The organism is Stenotrophomonas sp. STEN020, from assembly GCF_056760195.1.
The window spans coordinates 89,102-106,887 of sequence record NZ_JBRREI010000002.1 but is presented as its reverse complement, the minus strand read 5'-3'; the positions used below and the strand labels follow the sequence as shown (position 1 = coordinate 106,887).

The 17,786-nt window shown below is 60.7% G+C and carries 19 protein-coding genes, 1 tRNA gene and 1 pseudogene; 7 read left to right on the top strand and 14 right to left on the bottom strand.

Going from position 1 to position 17,786, the window contains the following annotated elements:
• Position 1 precedes the first annotated feature (1 nt).
• The 3 genes and pseudogenes from ACVOLZ_RS01710 to ACVOLZ_RS01700 form a co-directional block, all read left to right on the top strand.
• Positions 2–664: pseudogene (locus ACVOLZ_RS01710) on the top strand (response regulator transcription factor); the annotation flags it as partial.
• A gap of 131 nt (positions 665–795) precedes the next feature.
• Positions 796–1,518, top strand: a complete 723-nt coding sequence (locus tag ACVOLZ_RS01705; protein WP_017354992.1) for a hypothetical protein — start codon at positions 796–798, stop codon at positions 1,516–1,518.
• A 387-nt stretch (positions 1,519–1,905) separates the two neighbouring features.
• The gene (locus ACVOLZ_RS01700; RefSeq protein WP_027080079.1) at positions 1,906–2,184 is read left to right on the top strand and encodes a hypothetical protein; all 279 of its coding nucleotides are present in this window, start codon (positions 1,906–1,908) and stop codon (positions 2,182–2,184) included.
• A gap of 12 nt (positions 2,185–2,196) precedes the next feature.
• Here ACVOLZ_RS01700 and ACVOLZ_RS01695 read toward each other — a convergent pair whose 3' ends face one another.
• On the bottom strand, positions 2,197–3,294 hold the full coding sequence (locus tag ACVOLZ_RS01695; RefSeq protein ID WP_017354990.1) for a UvrD-helicase domain-containing protein: 1,098 nt from the start codon (positions 3,292–3,294) through the stop codon (positions 2,197–2,199).
• Positions 3,272–4,852: an ATP-dependent nuclease gene (locus ACVOLZ_RS01690; RefSeq protein WP_017354989.1), complete on the bottom strand. Its 1,581-nt coding sequence runs from the start codon at positions 4,850–4,852 to the stop codon at positions 3,272–3,274. The genes ACVOLZ_RS01695 and ACVOLZ_RS01690 overlap by 23 nt, the downstream gene beginning before the upstream one ends.
• A gap of 273 nt (positions 4,853–5,125) precedes the next feature.
• Here ACVOLZ_RS01690 and ACVOLZ_RS01685 point away from each other — a divergent pair, with 273 nt between their 5' ends.
• Together ACVOLZ_RS01685 and ACVOLZ_RS01680 are read left to right on the top strand one after the other, a co-directional pair.
• The gene (locus ACVOLZ_RS01685; protein WP_062167462.1) at positions 5,126–6,178 is read left to right on the top strand and encodes a DNA-binding protein; all 1,053 of its coding nucleotides are present in this window, start codon (positions 5,126–5,128) and stop codon (positions 6,176–6,178) included.
• Between the two features lie 44 nt (positions 6,179–6,222).
• The gene (locus tag ACVOLZ_RS01680; RefSeq protein WP_062167460.1) at positions 6,223–6,849 is read left to right on the top strand and encodes an SEC-C domain-containing protein; all 627 of its coding nucleotides are present in this window, start codon (positions 6,223–6,225) and stop codon (positions 6,847–6,849) included.
• 3 nt (positions 6,850–6,852) lie between these two features.
• On the opposite strand, the gene ACVOLZ_RS01675 is transcribed toward ACVOLZ_RS01680, so the two are convergent.
• From ACVOLZ_RS01675 to ACVOLZ_RS01620, 12 genes are all read right to left on the bottom strand, one after another.
• Positions 6,853–6,955: transfer RNA gene (locus ACVOLZ_RS01675), tRNA-Ile, on the bottom strand.
• A 204-nt stretch (positions 6,956–7,159) separates the two neighbouring features.
• Entirely contained in the window at positions 7,160–7,885 is a 726-nt protein-coding gene (gene phoU / locus ACVOLZ_RS01670) for a phosphate signaling complex protein PhoU (protein ID WP_019184709.1), read from the bottom strand.
• Positions 7,886–7,897: 12 nt separating this feature from the next.
• Complete coding sequence (gene pstB / locus ACVOLZ_RS01665) at positions 7,898–8,725, bottom strand: phosphate ABC transporter ATP-binding protein PstB (protein WP_074038423.1); 828 nt, start codon at positions 8,723–8,725, stop codon at positions 7,898–7,900.
• Between the two features lie 14 nt (positions 8,726–8,739).
• Positions 8,740–9,669, bottom strand: coding sequence for a phosphate ABC transporter permease PstA (gene pstA, locus ACVOLZ_RS01660; RefSeq protein ID WP_082332067.1), 930 nt, complete (start codon positions 9,667–9,669; stop codon positions 8,740–8,742).
• Positions 9,669–10,613, bottom strand: a complete 945-nt coding sequence (gene pstC, locus ACVOLZ_RS01655) for a phosphate ABC transporter permease subunit PstC (protein WP_172837734.1) — start codon at positions 10,611–10,613, stop codon at positions 9,669–9,671. Before pstC ends, pstA begins: the two co-directional genes overlap by 1 nt.
• Positions 10,614–10,663: 50 nt before the next feature.
• Positions 10,664–11,716: a PstS family phosphate ABC transporter substrate-binding protein gene (locus ACVOLZ_RS01650; RefSeq protein ID WP_062167458.1), complete on the bottom strand. Its 1,053-nt coding sequence runs from the start codon at positions 11,714–11,716 to the stop codon at positions 10,664–10,666.
• 78 nt (positions 11,717–11,794) lie between these two features.
• Positions 11,795–12,229, bottom strand: coding sequence for an ArsR/SmtB family transcription factor (locus ACVOLZ_RS01645; protein ID WP_089153137.1), 435 nt, complete (start codon positions 12,227–12,229; stop codon positions 11,795–11,797).
• 188 nt (positions 12,230–12,417) lie between these two features.
• Entirely contained in the window at positions 12,418–13,488 is a 1,071-nt protein-coding gene (locus ACVOLZ_RS01640; RefSeq protein WP_062171532.1) for an ArsO family NAD(P)H-dependent flavin-containing monooxygenase, read from the bottom strand.
• Positions 13,489–13,512: 24 nt separating this feature from the next.
• The gene (gene trxB, locus ACVOLZ_RS01635) at positions 13,513–14,496 is read right to left on the bottom strand and encodes a thioredoxin-disulfide reductase (protein WP_054658158.1); all 984 of its coding nucleotides are present in this window, start codon (positions 14,494–14,496) and stop codon (positions 13,513–13,515) included.
• A gap of 3 nt (positions 14,497–14,499) precedes the next feature.
• On the bottom strand, positions 14,500–15,558 hold the full coding sequence (arsB, locus tag ACVOLZ_RS01630) for an ACR3 family arsenite efflux transporter (RefSeq protein WP_054658160.1): 1,059 nt from the start codon (positions 15,556–15,558) through the stop codon (positions 14,500–14,502).
• Positions 15,559–15,578: 20 nt separating this feature from the next.
• Positions 15,579–16,070 (bottom strand): arsenate reductase ArsC, encoded by a 492-nt coding sequence (locus tag ACVOLZ_RS01625; protein WP_057506594.1) that lies wholly within the window; start codon positions 16,068–16,070, stop codon positions 15,579–15,581.
• 26 nt (positions 16,071–16,096) lie between these two features.
• Complete coding sequence (locus ACVOLZ_RS01620) at positions 16,097–16,411, bottom strand: ArsR/SmtB family transcription factor (protein ID WP_054658162.1); 315 nt, start codon at positions 16,409–16,411, stop codon at positions 16,097–16,099.
• Positions 16,412–16,451: 40 nt separating this feature from the next.
• Between ACVOLZ_RS01620 and arsH the strand changes: the two genes are divergently transcribed.
• Together arsH and arsC are read left to right on the top strand one after the other, a co-directional pair.
• Complete coding sequence (gene arsH / locus ACVOLZ_RS01615) at positions 16,452–17,192, top strand: arsenical resistance protein ArsH (RefSeq protein WP_057506595.1); 741 nt, start codon at positions 16,452–16,454, stop codon at positions 17,190–17,192.
• The gene (gene arsC, locus ACVOLZ_RS01610; protein WP_054658164.1) at positions 17,189–17,608 is read left to right on the top strand and encodes an arsenate reductase (glutaredoxin); all 420 of its coding nucleotides are present in this window, start codon (positions 17,189–17,191) and stop codon (positions 17,606–17,608) included. Before arsH ends, arsC begins: the two co-directional genes overlap by 4 nt.
• The last annotated feature ends 178 nt before the right edge of the window (positions 17,609–17,786 follow it).

Genomic DNA, 17,786 nt, shown 5'->3' with positions numbered 1-17,786 from the left:
CATGCGAATTCTAGTGATTGAGCGCGATCGAGAAGTCGCTTTGAAGATTCTGGCCTACTTCGAGGCCCGAGGGCATCAGCTTGATACCATCGGGGACGGCATCGCCGGCCTTCACTTTGCGGCGTCCAATGGTTACGACGCAGTCATTCTTGATTGGATGCTTCCTCGCATGGAAGGCCCGGAGGTTCTGAGAAGGCTGCGGTTGAATCACGGTGTTTCAGTTCCTGTTGTGATGTTGGCTGCAAAGGTTGCGCTCTCGGACAAAATCATCGCTTTCCGCTCCGGTGCAGATGACTATGTGACCAAGCCTTTTGAGCTCCCGGAGCTCGAAGTTCGCCTAGAGGCGTTGGTTTCCCGTACGGAGGGACGCGTAACAAGGAGGCGGCTGCTGATCGGAGAGCTCACGTTGGACCTGAGTACGTTGGAGGCCACACGGGCTGGAAAACGACTGCATCTGTACCCAGCTTGCAGGAAGCTCCTTGAAGCGCTGATGCGGGCAAGTCCTGCCGCTGTGACCAGGCGGCAGCTTGAGCACACTCTCTGGGGTGACGACCTGCCCGACGGGGATCTTCTGCGATCACAGATGTCCAGCCTGCGGCGAAGCATTGATGGTCCGTTTGAGGAAAAGATGATCCAGACGCTGCCGCGGGTTGGGTATCGACTGATACCGCCATCAAGGCCTATGCCCCCCCCGGGGAAGGGAGGCCCTATGACGGTGAGGCGTAGACATGGCTGCAGAGCCGTCAGTGCAGACCTTGAGCGCCTGACTATTTGGCCACGTATTCTGATCAGAGTATGACCATGTGGAAGCCAGCCGCACTCCCAATTGGCGCGTTCTTGGCCGCAGCGATTTGGGGCGCAGCGGCCATGGTGCCCTTCGCGCCGGCATCAGAAGAGATGATGTTTTGGATACCGGTGTCGATTGCGCTAACGAGTGCGGCTGCTGCATTGGTAGTTGCGATGATGCAAGACATCATTCTGGTCGCGGTAAAGAGATGGCCACTGTTCGTGAAATTCTATCCAACCCTCTGCTTGGAGCCACTCCCCTTTGCATTCCTTCCAATCGTGCTGTCACTCGCCGGAATTGCGGAGTTCGGTCCAGCGATGCTGAGTGCAGCTCTATTGCTGATCGGCTTCTCGTTTGCGGAGACTCTCTTCGCCGCCGCCCTCCACAGAGCCCGGGCGACGCCGACCGCGGTTGTGATCTCGATGCAGTGCGCTGCTCTGGTGTTTGCAGTTTACATGTACAAGAAAGGCATCCAAGCGAACGTCAGTGACATCAGTTGGCCGTGGTTCGCATCGTCTGTCACTGCCATGAGTCTATTCTCCTTCCTAGTCGGAAGGTATTGGGCCAACCTGCTTCGTGATGCTGAGGTGGGGTTCTCTCCCTTACTGAAGTGGGTTCTGGTCACCTTCATAGCTGAAGGATCTACTAGTGAATGGAGCCGGTGGAGATTGAAGCAACCTATTAAGCAACGCAGACCACCGGGGCTTCGGTCCAAGCCTCGCAGGAAATAGGATCCGATCAACCAATCCAAATCATGGAGGCTAATTCTTGACAACTGCGAGCGCGACAAATATGACGCAAGGGCGGATGGGACCACCCGTCGTCAGTCTCGCTCTGTGAGAGGTGGCGCATCGAGATCACGTTTGTGGAGGTCTTCTACCGGCCGGAAGCAATACCCCGAGGTAGGTCCGTGGTGGCGACTTCTGGTTTCAATGCGCCCGAAGCCCACCGGAGCCTCAAAGATGCGCGCTCAGGGTTGCAGCGGTCGCTGGCGACAGTCGTCATCGGCCGGAGCCTGTCCCCCGCCTACCAACCTTGCTGGCAAGGCCGGTGTTTTTTGATTGCAAGATTCAGACCTATCCCGCCTGACAATCACATTCCCTGGAGTCACCGCCAACATGAATGAAGCCGAGCTGGAACAAGTGCGTACGGCGATGTTTACCGACCCCGGCGTGAAAGCGGTGGATGACCTGCGCCTAGTCCCCGCCAAAGAGCGCGGTCGTGCGATCGCGGCCACCATCACCGTCGCTGCGCCCTCGGTCGACCTGGACCTGGTGCATGCGGTGATCGCCCGCGTGCTGGCCGATCAATTTGACATCGATCAGGTCATGCTGTGCTTCAACGACCCGGGTCCGGTGCCACCACAGCCCACAGCGGCGCCCTTGAAGAAAATGTGATCGCCCGTGGCTCTATGCGTCTGCGTTGGCGGGCGCATAGAGCTGATAACCCGGCAACGCGCACGCGCCGGCATACACAAAGGCCACGCTTTGCCGCGCCCGGGTGAAGGCCACGTAGTACTTTGGTGGGGCGGTGATACGCGCTGCATCTGCCGTGCGCAGGTACTGTGTCAGCGGGCCGTTCGGAAAGATGAGGACCCGGCTGTAGGTGCGGCCCTTGCACTGCCCAAAGTTCACGGCCGGTAGTCCGTCGCACGCTTGCCGCCGGTCATGCCGGAGCACGGTGGGCGCAAACTCCTGCATGTACGCTTCAACATCCGCTGGAGCGACGAGGTAGATGCCATCGTGCCCGGTGACCTCGCCATTGCCTGATTGGGTTCGCGGCATCTGCGGATAGAGCGTGTCCGCCATATCGCACAGGGCCTGGACGCAGCGAAGGCTGATGAGGCGGTGATCCAGCTGGCATAAGCCGTCCGCCTCCCAAATCTGAAACAGCGCTGCCAGATTGGGTCCACGATACTGGCTGTGCCTTTGAGCATAGTTGGTGGCATACGTCGCCTGCCGCGTATCACCCACCAACGTGATGGCAATGCCGCTCTTCAACAGCCGCTCGACCAGATCCAGATCAAAGCCGGCGAGGTCCTGAACTTCGTCGATGTAGAGCTCGTCGTACATGGCCGCCAGGCGTGCCATGACCTGACCTTGGGTGAGCTCATCGCAGCGCACAGCGAAATCGGCCGCCCGGTCCGAATACATCCGGTTGCCTGCCAAGTAGTGGCGCGCCACCTGGGTGCGTGGGGCCCTGTTATTGGTGACACCTTCTACGAACAGGATGGTCTCGATGCGAGGCTCAGGGCAAAGCGCTGCCTGGTACGGGCGGATGCACTGGCACAGCAGGAAGCCATACCAGCTGTGCAAAGTGACATGCACGGGGACCGCACCGGCGTGGACCTCAAACGAGCGCCGGATCTCTTCTAGATTCTCCAGCGTGTAGGTGACAATCGCGATGCGACGCCCAGGCCGCTCCAGGGCCTGCCGGACCAGCAAGGTGGTCTTGCCCGAGCCGGCCGCCGAAAGCAGGACCCGGTTAGGTGATGGCGCGCTGGACATAGTCCGGGAACCTGATCGAGTGCGGGCTGTTGAAGATCGCCAGGGCCGTATCGGTCTTATGGCCCTTCATGTACTTGAGCAGCGCCACCTCATCGGCAAACGTCTTGCCCAGCACGGTATTGAGTTCGGCCAGCGAGTTGGCTTTGATCAGCTGCTCTTCCAGCGATGGGGCGCTTTCGTCGGAATCGTAATAGATCGCGTTGATGTGTTCGGCATAGCGCTCCTGCACAACGGCGATATCGCCATCATTGTCGGTGATCACCTTGGCCTGGATTTTCAGCCGATCTGCAATCTGCAAGAAGCGCTTGAATGCCAGCGACTTGACCGAAATGATGTCTACGCCGCGAGCCATCGGCGCCACGCCATGGTGGTCGCTGTAGGCGCGCTGCACGATCAGCTCGTCGGAAGGGCCTTCCACCAGGATCGCCTGCTTGGCCAGGATCAATCGCAGCGTGTCGTGGCCCGGCAGCTTCATGAAATAGTCATGGGTATCGCTCGGCAGCTGGTCCAGCTTCATCTGGCCCTGCGCGCTGAACAGGATCACGTTGTCCACGCCCAGCTTATTCAACACGAAGCTGCTGTGGGTGGCGATGATCACCTGCTGGGCGGTGGAGAGGGCCGCAATCTTGTCGATCAGCTGGGTCATGCTGGAATAGGACAGATGGTTCTCCGGCTCCTCGATCAGCAGCACGTGGGCAGCGCCGGCCGCGTGCATCGCCAGCTTCATCTTCACCGCGCTTTGCTCACCCTTGCCGGCCTGGGTGAACGGGAGCTCATCCAGGTAAGGTGACAAGCTGGTTTCCCATGTTGAGCGCGGCGATGTGTCCACACCCACCGTCAGCGCCCGGTGGCTGATGTCCCCGGTGTGCTCGGTCAGGTACGCATTGATGGCCGCCACGTCCGCCTCTTCGGAAAAACTCTGCCGCATGCGGCGGAAGCTCAACGACAGCGAGACGCGCTGCGCAGGCGTCAGTGCCTGATCGATGATGCCGGCGATATAGCGATCGGCACCGGACAAGGTCTTGATGCCGTGAGTGTCGATGATGGTCGAATCGAACGGAATGCTGCGAGCGGTGACGCCATTGTTGGCGAAGGAATACCAGCGCACCGTGTAGTACTCCACCGGCAGGCTGACCGCACCCTGGTGCTGCTGCAGGTAGGCGTTGAACTCCTCGCGGTAGTCGTCGTTGAGCTCGACCAGCAGCCGGATGCCGGCGGTATCCAAGCGCAGGGAGTTGTTGGTGCCGCGCAACGACGCCAGCGCGACATCTGCGCCCAGATAGGCTTCGATGGAGATCCGTGGCGGCGAAGCCGGCGTGCCTGCAGCAAGGGTCGCCAGATATTCCTGCACCGCGGGCTGGTGGAACAGGTAGGGCGTGAGCTCGTAGGCGAGATTGCGCCCATGCAGTTGCCCGGTGACCACCACGTGGATGGCCTCCAGCAGGGTGGACTTACCGACCTCGTTGTCGCCCACCACCAGGTTCATGTGGGCGTTGAGGGGCAGGTCCAGATGGCGAAACGACTTGAAATTGTCGATGACGATACGTTCGATCGGCATGCACAGTCCTTTGATGGCCAACGAGTTCGGTGGCGGCGCCTGCTTGCACCCCGGCTGGCCTCCTTTCCGCTCTGGGCCAAACTACCCAGGGATCGCCAGCCTTGGGCGGTTTCGTACTGTTTTGACGACTTGAAATGGCCGAAACGCTGGTTACGCGGGATAATTCAATATTATCCCGCCTGAAATTAGGACCGACATGCCGATCTATCCACCCGTTGAGTAGTACGTAATTACATGGTATGTAATACATTACGAAATAAACGGAGAGGACGCATGGCTCGGTCTGGCTTGTACAAAAGCGATGTGCAGCGTGCCCGGGACAGCCTCCGGGCCGAAGGCAAGAACCCCTCGGTAGACGCCGTCCGCGTGGCGCTGGGCAACACGGGGTCCAAAACCACCATCCACCGCTACCTGAAGGAGCTGGACGAGGAGGAAGGGCAAGGCGTAGGCGCCAAGATCGCGGTCAGCGACGCCTTGCAGGATCTGGTCGCTCGTCTGGCCGAGCGGCTGCACACCGAGGCCGAGGCGGTGGTTGCCCAGGCACAAGAGCGGTTCCAGGTCGCGCTACACGAGCGCAACCAAGCGCTGGAGCAGGCCCGGCAAGAGGCCGGCAATCTCAGTGCGCAGCTTCAGCGCACCGAAACAGTGCTGCAGGCTGAACGCGGCACGGGCGAAGCGCTCAGGCGGGAGATGGCCAGCCGTGCCACTGACCTGGCCCAACTGGAGGAGCGCATTGCGGGCCTCACGGCGCGGCTGGCGGAGCACGAAAGCCACGCGCGCTCCTTGGAGCAGAAGCATGAGCATGCCAGGGAATCCCTTGAGCACTACCGCACCTCGGTCAAGGATCAGCGCGAGCAGGAGCAACGCCGGCACGAGCACCAGGTCCAGGAACTGCAGGTCGCCCTGCGCCAGGCCAACGAAGCGTTGACCGCCAAAAACCACGACTTGGTACAGCTCAACCGGGAAAACGGCCAGTGGCTGGAGCGTCACACCCGACTGGAAAAGGAGGTGGCGCAGCTGCGCCAGACCATCCAGACGCAACAGGGCGAGCTCGATACGCTGCGCCTGACTGCGGCCGAACACCAAGCGTTGCAGGTGCGCTGGGGTCAAGATACGCAGAGTTTGGACGCCCTTCGACAAGAGCTTGTGCAAGCCCGGACCGCGTTGGCCCAGGAGCGCGAACGACGCGAGCACGCCGAGGCGGAGACGCTGCGCGCCACAGTGCGCCTGGGCACCTTGGAGCCACTTTTGGCCCAGCTGCAGCCGGCAAGTAACAGCGGTAAAGGCTCCAAGCGGATCTCATCGGAAGAGACGCCGTCGCCATAGCCTAGATAAAGACACTAGGCACAACGATCGCAAGGAGCTTTGGCATGAGCGTAGTAACCACCACACCCCCGGAGATCACCCGCGCCGTGCGGCGCCTGACCGATTCCGTCGTGCGCGGCGCAGAGCCCGTCTATCTGCCTGTGCAGCCGGAAGCCGATGCGATCGTGCATGAGTGCTTTCCCAACGTGCAAGCGAAGATCACGCGGGACGGCGGCCAGATGCGGTGCGGTTGGCAGCTGTGGGAATGGTCGCACGTGCTGGTGGAGGCAGAATTCCATGCCGTGTGGGTCAGCCCCGAGGGTGAAATGGTCGACATCACGCCAAAGCCTGAAGGTGAGACACGCATTCTCTTTGTGCCGGATCCGCGCAGACGCTACGAGGGCCTGGCCATCGACAACGTCCGCATGCCGTTACGCGATGACCTGCTGATCAAGCACTTCATCCAGATGTCTGAAGCGATAGTCCGGGTGATGAACCGCGGCGAGCGAGCATCCCAATATGGAGAGGTGAGCGTTCCCGCCCATGAAATCCAGCCCCTTCTGCACGCTAGGGATTTTTTGGGCCAATCACTCGGTGCGGGACTGCGCGAGCATACGCCGTGCCTGTGTGGCAGCGGCAGCAAGTACAAGCGCTGCCATGGCGCGCAAGTAGAAGCGTTCTTCTGCCGTTGACGGTGGTGCCCCCGGTCGGAATCGAACCGACGTGTACGCGCTTATCTGGCGCGTGCTCTCACCGGAGTATAAGGCCGGCGCTCTGACCAACATGAGCAACAGGGGCGTGATCGATCAATGCGATCACGCCGGTATTCGGTGGTCGAGCTGGCAGATGTGGCTCATGGCGCAAGCATACCCAATCCGCCCAAAGCATCAAAGCACGCAGAGCCTCTATACCCTGAAAGGAAGTAGTCCCGTCGTTACAAAACGCCCCTCCGACCTCGTCGCCATTGGGCGCAGCGGCCACTATGCGGGGATAGTGGGTTTATTAGCTGTTGCCTAGGTTGTCACTTCCCGCCCTAGGCAGGGTGCTCTCATCCATCTTCGGGCGCTTGCCGATAGGTAACGCCCCGCTGACCATGTATACGACGTCCTCGGCTATGTTGGTTGCGTGGTCACCAACCCGCTCGATGTTCTTCACTACGAACAGCAGGTGAGCCAAGTCAAATGCGGAGGCGCGGTCGTCGGCCATGCACTGCACGATATCCTTGAACAAGATCGTGTGCATCGCGTCAATTACTGCATCTTCCTCCCAAACGCGGTAAGCCGAATGAATGTCCATCGTGGCAAAGGACTCCCGCGCTGATTTCAGCTGCAATAGCGTGAGCTCGGCCATACGCTGCATAGGCTCCGCAAGCTCTGCTGGTATCGGAGCCTCGCTCATTGCCATCGAGCGTTTGGCAATGTTGTAAGCAAGATCGCCCACGCGCTCCAGGTTTGAACTAATTCGGATTGCTGCCATCACATGGCGAAGGTCGATCGCTAGCGGCTGTCTACGCGCGATCATGCTCACAGCGTCGCTATCAATCTGCGCCGCAAGCCGGTTCAGTCGCTCCTCACGCTCTGCCACTTCCTTGGCCATTTGCTCGTTGCCACGCCGTAGCGACCAGACGGCATCCGTAAGCTGCTGTTCGGCAAGGATGCCGAGCTCAAGGATGTGTGAAGTAAGCCCCCGCAGCTCGACATCGAAAGACTGGACAATATGGTCGGTCATGACCTTTGCTCCTCAGCCGAAACGGCCGGTGATGTACTCGTGGGTCTTCTGCTCTTTCGGATTAGTAAAAAACTCCGCCGTAGGGCCACTCTCAATGAGCTGTCCCATGTGCATGAATGCCGTCCTGTCCGAGATCCGCGCAGCCTGCTGCATGTTGTGGGTAACAATGACGATGGTGTACTGCGCACGCAACTCGTCGATCAGCTCTTCAATCCGCGCAGTTGCAATGGGATCGAGTGCAGATGTGGGTTCATCAAAGAGAATGATCTCGGGGTTGGGCGCCAGCGCCCTGGCTATGCACAGACGCTGCTGCTGACCGCCGGACAACTCGAATGCTGACTTACCCAGCCTGTCCTTCACCTCATCCCAGAGGGCCGCTCCGCGCAATGCGCGTTCGACATGCTCAGTGACAACTGATTTGTTGCGCACACCGCGAATCATGATCCCTGAGGCCACGTTGTCAAAGATCGATTTCGGGAACGGATTTGGCTTCTGAAAAACCATGCCAATGCGCAGCCTCACGCGCATCGGGTCCACATCCGGCCCTACGATATTCAGGTTCTCCGGCATGAGGGTGATCGCGCCGGAGTACCGGTTGTTCGGATACAGGTCATGCATCCGGTTGAAGCAGCGCAGTAGCGTACTTTTGCCGCAGCCCGAGGGGCCGATCAGCGCAGTGACCTGATTGCTGCCGATCGACAGGTTGATGTCCTTCAGCGCGTGGAACTTGTCGTAATGGAAGTCAAGCCCACGAACCTCAGCACGCACCGTCGCATCGTGCGCGGGGGTTGAGGTGCGTTCGGCCACGGGAACCGGAATTGAGATGGTCGAGTGATTCATGTTGTCTCCGTGGATCACCGCAGGCGGCGGCGAAGGCGGTAACGCAGCCAGATTGCAAAGCCGTTCATCAGCAGGGTCATACCCAGCAGCACCAGCCCGGCGGCAGCTGCATTCACGTGAAAGCCAGCCTGCGGTCGCGACACCCAGTTGAACATCTGGATGGGCATCACGGTGAAGGGGGAGCTGAGCCATTCAAAACTGATGAAGGGAGCAGATGCCTGGATTGGTGATGGCGGCAGGAAGGCAATGAAGGTCAGTGCGCCGATGGTGATGATCGGCGCGGTTTCGCCAATGGCCCGCGACATGCCCACGATGGCGCCAGTCAGGATTCCCGGACGCGCGGCGGGAAGTAGAAAGATGCTGACGGTCTGCCACTGATCTGCCCCCAGCCCGAAAGCAGCCTCGCGGATGTCTTGAGGAATGGCGCGCAGTGACTCGCGGGTCGCGACAATGATGATGGGCAGGATCAGCAGAGCAAGCGTCATGCCCGCGACCAGGATCGTTTGGCCGAGCCCGAACATTTGGACGAAGAGGCCCAGTGCCAGCAGTCCGAAAATGATCGAAGGAACGCCAGCAAGGTTGGTGACATTGACCTCAATAAAGTCGGTGACCCAGTGCTTCGGGGCGTATTCCTCAAGATAGACGCCTGCGGCGACCCCCACCGGCACGGCAAGGACCCCGGTCACCAGCATGACAAGGCAAGTACCGATCCAAGCCGAGAGAATACCGGCCGACTCAGGTCGGCGAGAGGGGAAGTTGGTGAAAAAGTCTGGAGTGAGTCTGGCCGCGCCGTCGACTACGAAGTCGGCTACAAGCGCCATCAGAATGGTCAGGGTCAGGAACAGTACCAGCAGCCCGAGCACGGTGAAGCACAAGTCTGAAACTCGTGCGCGCCGTGTAATTGCAGCATCGTCAAGGCCCATGGGCTCGATGTGGTCGCGCATCAGTAGGCCTCCCGGTAGCGCTTGCGGAGCCAGAAGGCGAAGAGGTTGAAACTGAACGTAAGTGCGAAAAGCGTCAGTCCGGCGGCGAAGATGGTCTGATAGGCAATCGACTCATGTGGAAGATCGCCCATGCTCAACTGCACGATGTATGAGGTGATAGTTGCTGCACCCTCGAGCGGATTGGTCGCTATCCTGGCCTGCTGGCCGGCAGCGATAGCCACTACCATAGTCTCGCCGACCGCGCGCGACATTCCGAGCAGGTAAGCGGCGGTGACGCCCGAGAGCGCAGCTGGCGTCACCACCTTCAATCCGGTCTGAAGGCGGGTGAATCCGAGTGCGTATGCCCCCTCACGCAGCGAATCAGGCACGGCGCGCATAGCGTCTTCGCTCATGGATACGATGTAGGGCAAGATCATGATGCCGATGACCACCCCAGACACGAGCAGGTTGAAGCGTGCCAGACCCGGGATGAAGGATTGAAAGATGGGCGTCAAGAACAGCAGAGCGAAGTACCCAAAAGCGACCGTTGGTACGCCTGCAATGAGCTCGAGGAACGGCTTTACCACTTCGCGGAGTCTGGGCTTGGCGAACTCGCTGAGATACAACGCGAGAATCGTGCCGGCAGGCACGGCAACAACCAAGGCAATGGCCGTGGTCATCAGCGTACCCGACAGTAGTGTCATGATCCCGAAGTGCTTCTCTTCGAAGACGGGCGTCCACTGCGTATCGGTCAGGAAGTCCACGATGGACACCTGAGTGAAGAACTTCAAGCTCTCACTGAGTAGGACGTAGAGGATGCCGAAGGTGACCAGAACTGATAGCGCCGCTGCGACGAACAGTACCAGGCGAATGCCTGTGTCGATGGCATGGCGGCGGCGCAGAAATGCGTCGCTTGGCTGAAGCGGGACAGGACCCACATCGAGGAAGGAACCACTACTTTTCATCAGACGGCCTCAGCCAGCGCGCACATCGCTGTGCGCGCCGACCATGATTGTCAGTAAACCAGCTTCTCTTTCAGCAGCTCGTCGATGGAAACGCCAATCTTCGAGCCAGTGAAGCCGGTGCCAATCTCCCGCTTTGCAAAGCGCTCGCGCATTGCGGCCAATGCGTTCTCCGGCAGCGGTACATAGCCCACCTCCTGCACCAATCCTTCGGAGTGCTTGGAGTCCAGATAGAACTCGACAAAGCGCGCGACTTCGGGCTTGGTTTCGGCGGCCTTCTTGCTTACGTAGATGAAGATCGGGCGCGACAGAGGCTGATACTGGCCGGAGCGCGCGGTTTCGACGCTGGGCGCGACCGCCTGGGCGGCGGCGTTGGTCTTGATGCCTACTGCCTTGAGCTTGTCGGCGTTTTCTTCGTAATAGGCCAAACCGAAGAACCCCAGTGCATTGGCATCACCCGAGACTCCCTGCACCAGCACGTTGTCGTCCTCGGAGGCCGTGTAATCGCCGCGACTGGAGTGCTCCTTGCCAACGATGGCGGCGGTGAAATAGTCGTAGGTTCCCGAATCGGTACCTGCACCGTAGAGGACCAGCGGCTTGTCCGGGAAGCTCGGACGAATCTGGTTCCAGTTGGTGATCTTGCCCTGTGCTTCAGGCACCCACATGGCCTTCAGTTCGTCGACGGTGAGGTCATTGGCCCAGGTGTTCTGTGGGTTGACCACGACTGTCAAAGCGTCTATCGCGACTGGAAGCTCGATGTACTCCACGCCAGCGGCCTTGCAGGCTTCCTTCTCCTCACCCTTGATCGGGCGCGACGCATTGGAGATGTCGGTTTCACCGCGACAGAACTTCTTGAAGCCGCCACCGGTTCCTGACATGCCGACCGTTACGTTGATGCCGGCATTTTCTTTCTGGAACTCTTCGGCCATCGCTTCGGTGACGGGAAACACGGTCGACGAACCGTCCGTGCTCACCATGCCGCTGATCTCGGCTGTTTTGCCCGCCGCGGAATTGCCGTTCTGCTCCGAAGCGGCCGGCGTATTGGAGGGCGAGCACGCGACGATGGAGAGCGTGGCTGCCGCAAGAAGGGTGAGACGCAGATACATTGAGAATCTCCTATGTTCGGATGTTCTTGGGTGCTATTGGTATTTGCCCACCGAGCTCCCCAGCTGGATGGGGCAGGACTATTTGAAAAGTCTGGGCGGAGCCGGCACCTCCGCCACACAGTCGCAGGCAGGATCGGTCGGGTGCGGCTGAAGGCACAGCTCAGACCGTCCGCCGCAGCAGTCGTCGAGCAGGAATCCCAACAGCCCATGCATTCCGTCCAGGCAGGCGCGGTAGCGCACGAACCGCCCTTCGCGGGTTCCGCAGATCAACCCGCCGCGACTAAGCACTGCTAAGTGGTTGGAAAGCGTGTTGTGGCGCATCCCCATCATGTCGGTCAGGACTCCGGCCGTGAGGCCTTCCGGCTCGTGGTTCACCAGCGTGCGGAAAATCACCAGGCGCGCCCCATTGCTGAGTGCCGAAAGGGCATCCAATGCGTGGTCGATGGACATCGACGCGCTCAAGGAGCGTCGCTCGAAGTAATCGAAGTCCAGAACACGTTGGGGTTGGGCCATGGAGATTCTCCCGTTGCATATGTCGATATGTCGAGATATGTCGACAGATTGAGATGCTCCCCCTTCTGTATGACAACCTGATGACAGGTGGCTATTCAGATGACGATTCAAGAGGCCTCCAAAGCAAAAGTCCCGCCAGAGCGGGACTTTGTTGGGATACTGGCACCCCAGCGGATGTTCTTTGCCGACTAGCCACACGCAGCTGCGCAACAGGCTGTAACTTGTCTCACTACCTCCCGCGCATAACGGGTCACGCCGATCAGCGTGGCTGACGCGGCACCATTCCAGTCGCCATAGCCCAGCAGCCAGACCGATGGCTCTGCGATCGAACGAACCTTGGTGTCATCCACGTCGATCCGACCTTGGGCGTTGACCAGACCCAGTCCTTCCAGGTGCGACAAGGCCGGCCGGAAGCCGGTGCACCAGATCACCGCGTCGAAGTTGCGTTCGCTGCCATCTGCCCACTGCATGCCGGTGGCGGTGAAACGGACGGGTGGCGTCATGGAAACCAGTACACCGCGGCGCCGTGCGTCCACCACCGGCGGCACCATGACGATGTCGCCAAAACCACCCTCTGGAACATCCGGCTCGCGTCCTTCCTGCTGAGCCCTCCACTTCTCGGTTGCGCGTGCGAATAGAACGCGCCCGTCCACATCGTCGGCGAGAAAGGCTGGCTCCCGCTGGGTGATCCAGGTGGTCTCGGCCACCTTGGATACCTCGGCCAGAATCTGTGCGCCTGAGTTGCCGCCACCGATGATGGCCACGCGCGTTCCGGCGAAGGGTTCGGGATGGCTGTAGTGGGCCGAGTGCAGCTGCACACCGCCGAATGCGTCCAAACCTTCATAGCCGGGCGTGTAGGGACGCCGCCAGGTACCTGTGGCGCTAATCACTGCGCGTGTGTGCCACTGTCGGCCGTCATCTGCTTCCACCAGCAGCCGTTTCCCCGAACGGCTGATGCGTTCCACCTGCACGGGACGGATGACCGGCAGCGCATATTTGTGCTCGTAGCACGCGAGGTAGTCCAGTACTTCCGCCTGCGACGGGTACGGTTCCCGAGTGGCAGGCATCGGCCAACCGGGAATCGAGCTCCAGCCCGCCGGCGAGAACAGATGCAAGGATTCCCACGCATGCTGCCACGCCCCGCCAGGAGACGTTTCGGCATCAAGAATCACATAGGACAGCCCGCTGCGACGCAGGAAGTAACCGGCCGCCAGCCCGGCCTGACCGCCTCCAATTACCACCACATCGATGCTGTCCATCTGGACTTCCTCGCGCTGCAGCACTCAGGCGGCGTTCTTGTGCTGCTGGTCGGAGATATTGAGTGCATCCAAGTAACGCTCGGCGTCCAGCGCGGCCATGCAGCCGAAGCCGGCCGAGGTGATCGCTTGGCGGTAGTGCTGGTCGGCCACATCGCCGGCGGCGAACACGCCTTCCACCGAGGTCTGGGTCGCATTGCCGCCAAGGCCCGAGCGGATGTCCAGGTAGCCGTTGTTCATCGCCAACTGGCCGTCGAACAGCTGGGTGTTCGGGTGGTGGCCGATGGCCACGAAGAACCCGTGTGCATCGAGGTCGCGGGTACTGCCGTCTAGGGTCGACTTCACGCGCACGCCGGTCACGCCGGCCTCGTTGCCCAGCACTTCCTCCACCTGGTGGTGCCAGACGGTTTCGATCTTGCCGGCTTCAACCTTGGCGAATAGCTTGTCCTGCATGATCTTTTCCGCCTTCAGGGTGTCGCGGCGATGGATCAGGTAGACCTTGCGGGCGATGTTGGACAGGTACAGCGCTTCTTCCACGGCGGTGTTGCCGCCGCCCACCACTACCACGTCCTGGTCACGGTAGAAGAAGCCGTCGCAGGTGGCGCAGGCGGAAACGCCGCGGCCCTTGAATTGATCTTCGGTCGGGATGCCCAGGTACTTGGCGGTGGCGCCAGTGGCGATGATCAGCGCGTCGCAGGTGTACTCGGCGCTGTCGCCGATCAGCCTGAACGGGCGCTGGGACAGGTCGGCAGTGTGGATGTGGTCGAAGATGACCTCGGTCTTGAAGCGCTCGGCATGCGCCTGCATGCGAGTCATCAGGTCCGGGCCCATCAGCCCATGGGCATCACCCGGCCAGTTGTCCACTTCCGTGGTGGTCATCAGCTGCCCCCCCTGTTGCAGGCCGGTGATCACCACCGGCTTGAGGTTGGCGCGGGCGGCGTAGACGGCGGCGGTCCAGCCGGCCGGGCCGGAACCAAGGATCAGCAATGGAATGTGTCGGGTGGTGCTCATGGCTCAGCGGCTCCGTGCATCGGCAGGAAAGTAGCGTTTGCCCAGCCGCAAGGCGACGTGGACCAGCAGGATCAGCACCGGCACTTCCACGAGTGGGCCGATGACAGCGGCGAATGCGACCGGCGAGGCCAGGCCGAAAGCCGCGATGGCCACGGCGATCGCCAGTTCGAAGTTGTTGCCTGCTGCAGTGAACGCGATCGCGGTGGTGCGGGGGTAGTCTTTGGCGATCAGCTTGCCCATGAAGAAGCTGATGACGAACTGGATGATGAAGTACAGCGTCAGCGGAATCGCGATGCGTACTGCGTCCATCGGAATTCGCAGCACGTCGCCGCCCTTCAGACTGAACATCGCCACGATAGTAAACAGCAATGCGGCAAGGGTTATCGGACTGATTGCAGGCAGGAATTTCTCTTCATACCAGCGCACACCCTTACGCGCCTTCAGCCATCGACTGGTGAGGAAACCGGCCAGGAACGGGATGCCAAGGTAGATCAGAACAGCCTCGGCGATGGTCCAGAAACTAACATCGATGACGCTGCCCTGCAGACCGAACACCGGCGGCAACCAAGACAGGAAGAACCACGCGTAGAGGCTGAACAGCGCGATCTGGAAGATCGAGTTGAATGCCACCAGTCCAGCAACATACTGGGCGTCGCCACGGGCGAGTTGGTTCCACACCAGCACCATCGCGATGCAGCGGGCCAGCCCGATCAGGATCAGGCCGGTCATGTATTCGGGGTAGTCGCGCAGGAACAGCACGGCCAGGCCGAACATCAGGAACGGGCCGATGATCCAGTTCTGCAGCAGCGAGAGCATCAACACGCGCTTGTCAGCGAAAACCCGCGGCAGTTCTTCGTACTTCACCTTGGCCAGCGGCGGATACATCATCAGGATCAGGCCGATTGCGATCGGGATGTTGGTCGACCCTATGGAGAGGCTGTTCAACGCGCTGGGCGCGCCCTCGAACAACGCCCCCAGGCCGACGCCCAGCGCCATGGCGGCGAAGATCCAGAGCGTGAGGTACCGGTCCAGGAAGGACAGGCGGGAGGTATCAGTGGTCATGGCATTTTCCGGAAAGACGGTCAGTTGATCTGCGCGATCGGCTCGAGCTGGGCCTTGAGCGCGTCGCGGTCGTCCCATGCGTTGTCGGGGATGTCGAGGAAAGCCTTCAGGCGCGCCTTGATGATCTGATGCGCGCGATCGAAGGCTTCGGCCTTCTGTTCGTCCGAGCCTTCAACACCGGCCGGATCGAACAGGCCCCAATGCACCCGCACAAAGTCGCCAAACACCACCGGGCAAGCCTCGGCCGCCGCGCTGTCGCAGACGGTGACGATCAGATCCATCGGGGCGGCATCAGCTTCGGCGAACTCGTCCCACGACTTGCTGCGCAGGCCGTCCACCGGGAAGCCCTCGCGCTGCAGCTGGGCGATCGCGAACGGGTTGACACGACCGGCTGGTTGGCTGCCCGCGCTGAAGGACTCGTAGCGGCCTTCGCCCCATTTTTTCAGGGTCGATTCGGCCAACACGCTCCGAGCGGAATTACCGGTACACAAGAACAAGACGCGACGGGTCATTTGAGCGATCTCTAAGGTAGGGTTGGTCAGCAGCCAGCGGGGCGTTCGCAGGACTGTTCGTCGGCACAGCAGTTTTCGGTGAGGTAGGCCAGCAGCTCGTTCATCGCCACAAACTCGGCCCGGTAGCAGATGGTCCGGCCACGTTGCTCGGCGCTGATCAGGCCGGCAGCCAGCAGTTCCTTCAGATGGAAGGAAAGTGTGGCGCCAGGCAAGGCGAGCGCTTGGGCGATGTCGCCGGCCAGCTTGCCGCCGCTGCCGGCCTGCACCAGCAGGCGGAAGATCGACAGGCGGGTGGCATGGCCCAGGGCAGCAAGAGCGTGGGTTGCGTTTTTATGTTCCATGATTCTAGAATATTCGAATCGAATTGGCAGGACAACCCCCATGCAGCAGATTCCCAACGTGGTTCCGGGCGCCTTGGACATTCCTACGGCCGCCAAGCTCAGTGATCCGGGCGAGCAGCAGCATCGCCCGCGCATCCTGATCTTGTACGGGTCGCTGCGCCCGCAGTCGTTCAGCCGCAAGCTGGCGCTGGAGGCGCAGCGGCTACTGGAACAGCTCGGAGCGGAAACCCGCTTGTTCGACCCGCATGAGCTGCCGATGCTGGACTCGGTGCCAGCTACCCACCCCAAGGTTCAGGAGCTGCGCCAGGCCTCACTGTGGTCCGAAGGCCACGTGTGGGTCAGCCCCGAACGCCACGGCACCCTTACCGCTGTATTCAAGAACCAGATCGACTGGCTGCCGCTGGAAGAAGGCAGCGTTCGACCCACCCAAGGCCGCACGCTGGCAGTGATGCAGGTCTGCGGCGGCTCGCAGTCCTTCAACGTGGTCAACACGCTGCGCGTGCTCGGCCGCTGGATGCGGATGGTGACGATCCCCAACCAATCGTCGGTCGCCAAAGCCTGGCAGGAGTTCGATGACGACGGGCGTATGAAGCCATCGGCGTACTACGATCGGGTGGTGGACGTGATGGAGGAACTGGTCAAGTTCACTCTGCTGGTGCGCGGGCGCAGCGACTACCTGGTGGATCGCTACAGCGAGCGCAAGGGCGCTGTTGAAGCGGCGGCGCTGGCAGCCGCCGCAGGCGTGCTGGAAGCCGCGTTGAACCAAGAGGAAAGCGCATGAACGCTGTCATTTACCACAATCCGAAGTGCGGCACCTCGCGGAACACTCTCGCCTTGATTCGACACGCCGGGATTGAGCCCGAGGTGATTGATTACCTGACCAACCCGCCTAGCCGAGTGCGTCTTATCGAGCTGATTTCCGGAGCTGGCTTGAAGGTGCGTGATGCGATCCGGCAGAAGGGCACGCCGCATGACGAGCTGGGGCTGGGCGATGCCGCACTCAGCGACGATGCCTTGCTCGATGCCATGCTAGCGCACCCGATACTGATCAATCGCCCATTCGTGCAAACGGAGGCGGGTATCCGTCTTTGCCGGCCATCAGAAGTCGTACTCGACATCCTTCCAGCGGTGGACAGGCCGTTTACCAAGGAAGATGGTGAGGTGGTGATCGATCAGGAGGGAAGGCGCGTGGTCTGACAGTTCACTCGGCGTAACACCTTGGGATCATATGCCGTGCCTGGCGCTAGCGGTAGCAAATATGAGCGAGACGCACACCTTCCTATGCTCTGCTCCGCTCGCCAACACTTCGCTCTAGACTTACAATATCGATTCTCTAACCTGATGATCCACCAGCGATGACTCCACCCTGACGCCT

What these genes read in the sequence shown, in the direction of transcription:
- arsB (WP_054658160.1), bottom strand. Translation starts at nt 15,558, where the DNA reads ATGACCACTGATACCTCCCGCCTGTCCTTCCTGGACCGGTACCTCACG.
- ACVOLZ_RS01700 (WP_027080079.1), top strand. Translation starts at nt 1,906, where the DNA reads ATGAATGAAGCCGAGCTGGAACAAGTGCGTACGGCGATGTTTACCGAC.
- ACVOLZ_RS01625 (WP_057506594.1), bottom strand. Translation starts at nt 16,070, where the DNA reads ATGACCCGTCGCGTCTTGTTCTTGTGTACCGGTAATTCCGCTCGGAGC.
- arsH (WP_057506595.1), top strand. Translation starts at nt 16,452, where the DNA reads ATGCAGCAGATTCCCAACGTGGTTCCGGGCGCCTTGGACATTCCTACG.
- trxB (WP_054658158.1), bottom strand. Translation starts at nt 14,496, where the DNA reads ATGAGCACCACCCGACACATTCCATTGCTGATCCTTGGTTCCGGCCCG.
- ACVOLZ_RS01690 (WP_017354989.1), bottom strand. Translation starts at nt 4,852, where the DNA reads ATGCCGATCGAACGTATCGTCATCGACAATTTCAAGTCGTTTCGCCAT.
- ACVOLZ_RS01695 (WP_017354990.1), bottom strand. Translation starts at nt 3,294, where the DNA reads ATGTCCAGCGCGCCATCACCTAACCGGGTCCTGCTTTCGGCGGCCGGC.
- arsC (WP_054658164.1), top strand. Translation starts at nt 17,189, where the DNA reads ATGAACGCTGTCATTTACCACAATCCGAAGTGCGGCACCTCGCGGAAC.
- ACVOLZ_RS01650 (WP_062167458.1), bottom strand. Translation starts at nt 11,716, where the DNA reads ATGTATCTGCGTCTCACCCTTCTTGCGGCAGCCACGCTCTCCATCGTC.
- ACVOLZ_RS01640 (WP_062171532.1), bottom strand. Translation starts at nt 13,488, where the DNA reads ATGGACAGCATCGATGTGGTGGTAATTGGAGGCGGTCAGGCCGGGCTG.
- pstA (WP_082332067.1), bottom strand. Translation starts at nt 9,669, where the DNA reads ATGCGCGACCACATCGAGCCCATGGGCCTTGACGATGCTGCAATTACA.
- phoU (WP_019184709.1), bottom strand. Translation starts at nt 7,885, where the DNA reads ATGACCGACCATATTGTCCAGTCTTTCGATGTCGAGCTGCGGGGGCTT.
- pstC (WP_172837734.1), bottom strand. Translation starts at nt 10,613, where the DNA reads ATGAAAAGTAGTGGTTCCTTCCTCGATGTGGGTCCTGTCCCGCTTCAG.
- ACVOLZ_RS01645 (WP_089153137.1), bottom strand. Translation starts at nt 12,229, where the DNA reads ATGGCCCAACCCCAACGTGTTCTGGACTTCGATTACTTCGAGCGACGC.
- ACVOLZ_RS01685 (WP_062167462.1), top strand. Translation starts at nt 5,126, where the DNA reads ATGGCTCGGTCTGGCTTGTACAAAAGCGATGTGCAGCGTGCCCGGGAC.
- pstB (WP_074038423.1), bottom strand. Translation starts at nt 8,725, where the DNA reads ATGAATCACTCGACCATCTCAATTCCGGTTCCCGTGGCCGAACGCACC.
- ACVOLZ_RS01680 (WP_062167460.1), top strand. Translation starts at nt 6,223, where the DNA reads ATGAGCGTAGTAACCACCACACCCCCGGAGATCACCCGCGCCGTGCGG.
- ACVOLZ_RS01620 (WP_054658162.1), bottom strand. Translation starts at nt 16,411, where the DNA reads ATGGAACATAAAAACGCAACCCACGCTCTTGCTGCCCTGGGCCATGCC.
- ACVOLZ_RS01705 (WP_017354992.1), top strand. Translation starts at nt 796, where the DNA reads ATGACCATGTGGAAGCCAGCCGCACTCCCAATTGGCGCGTTCTTGGCC.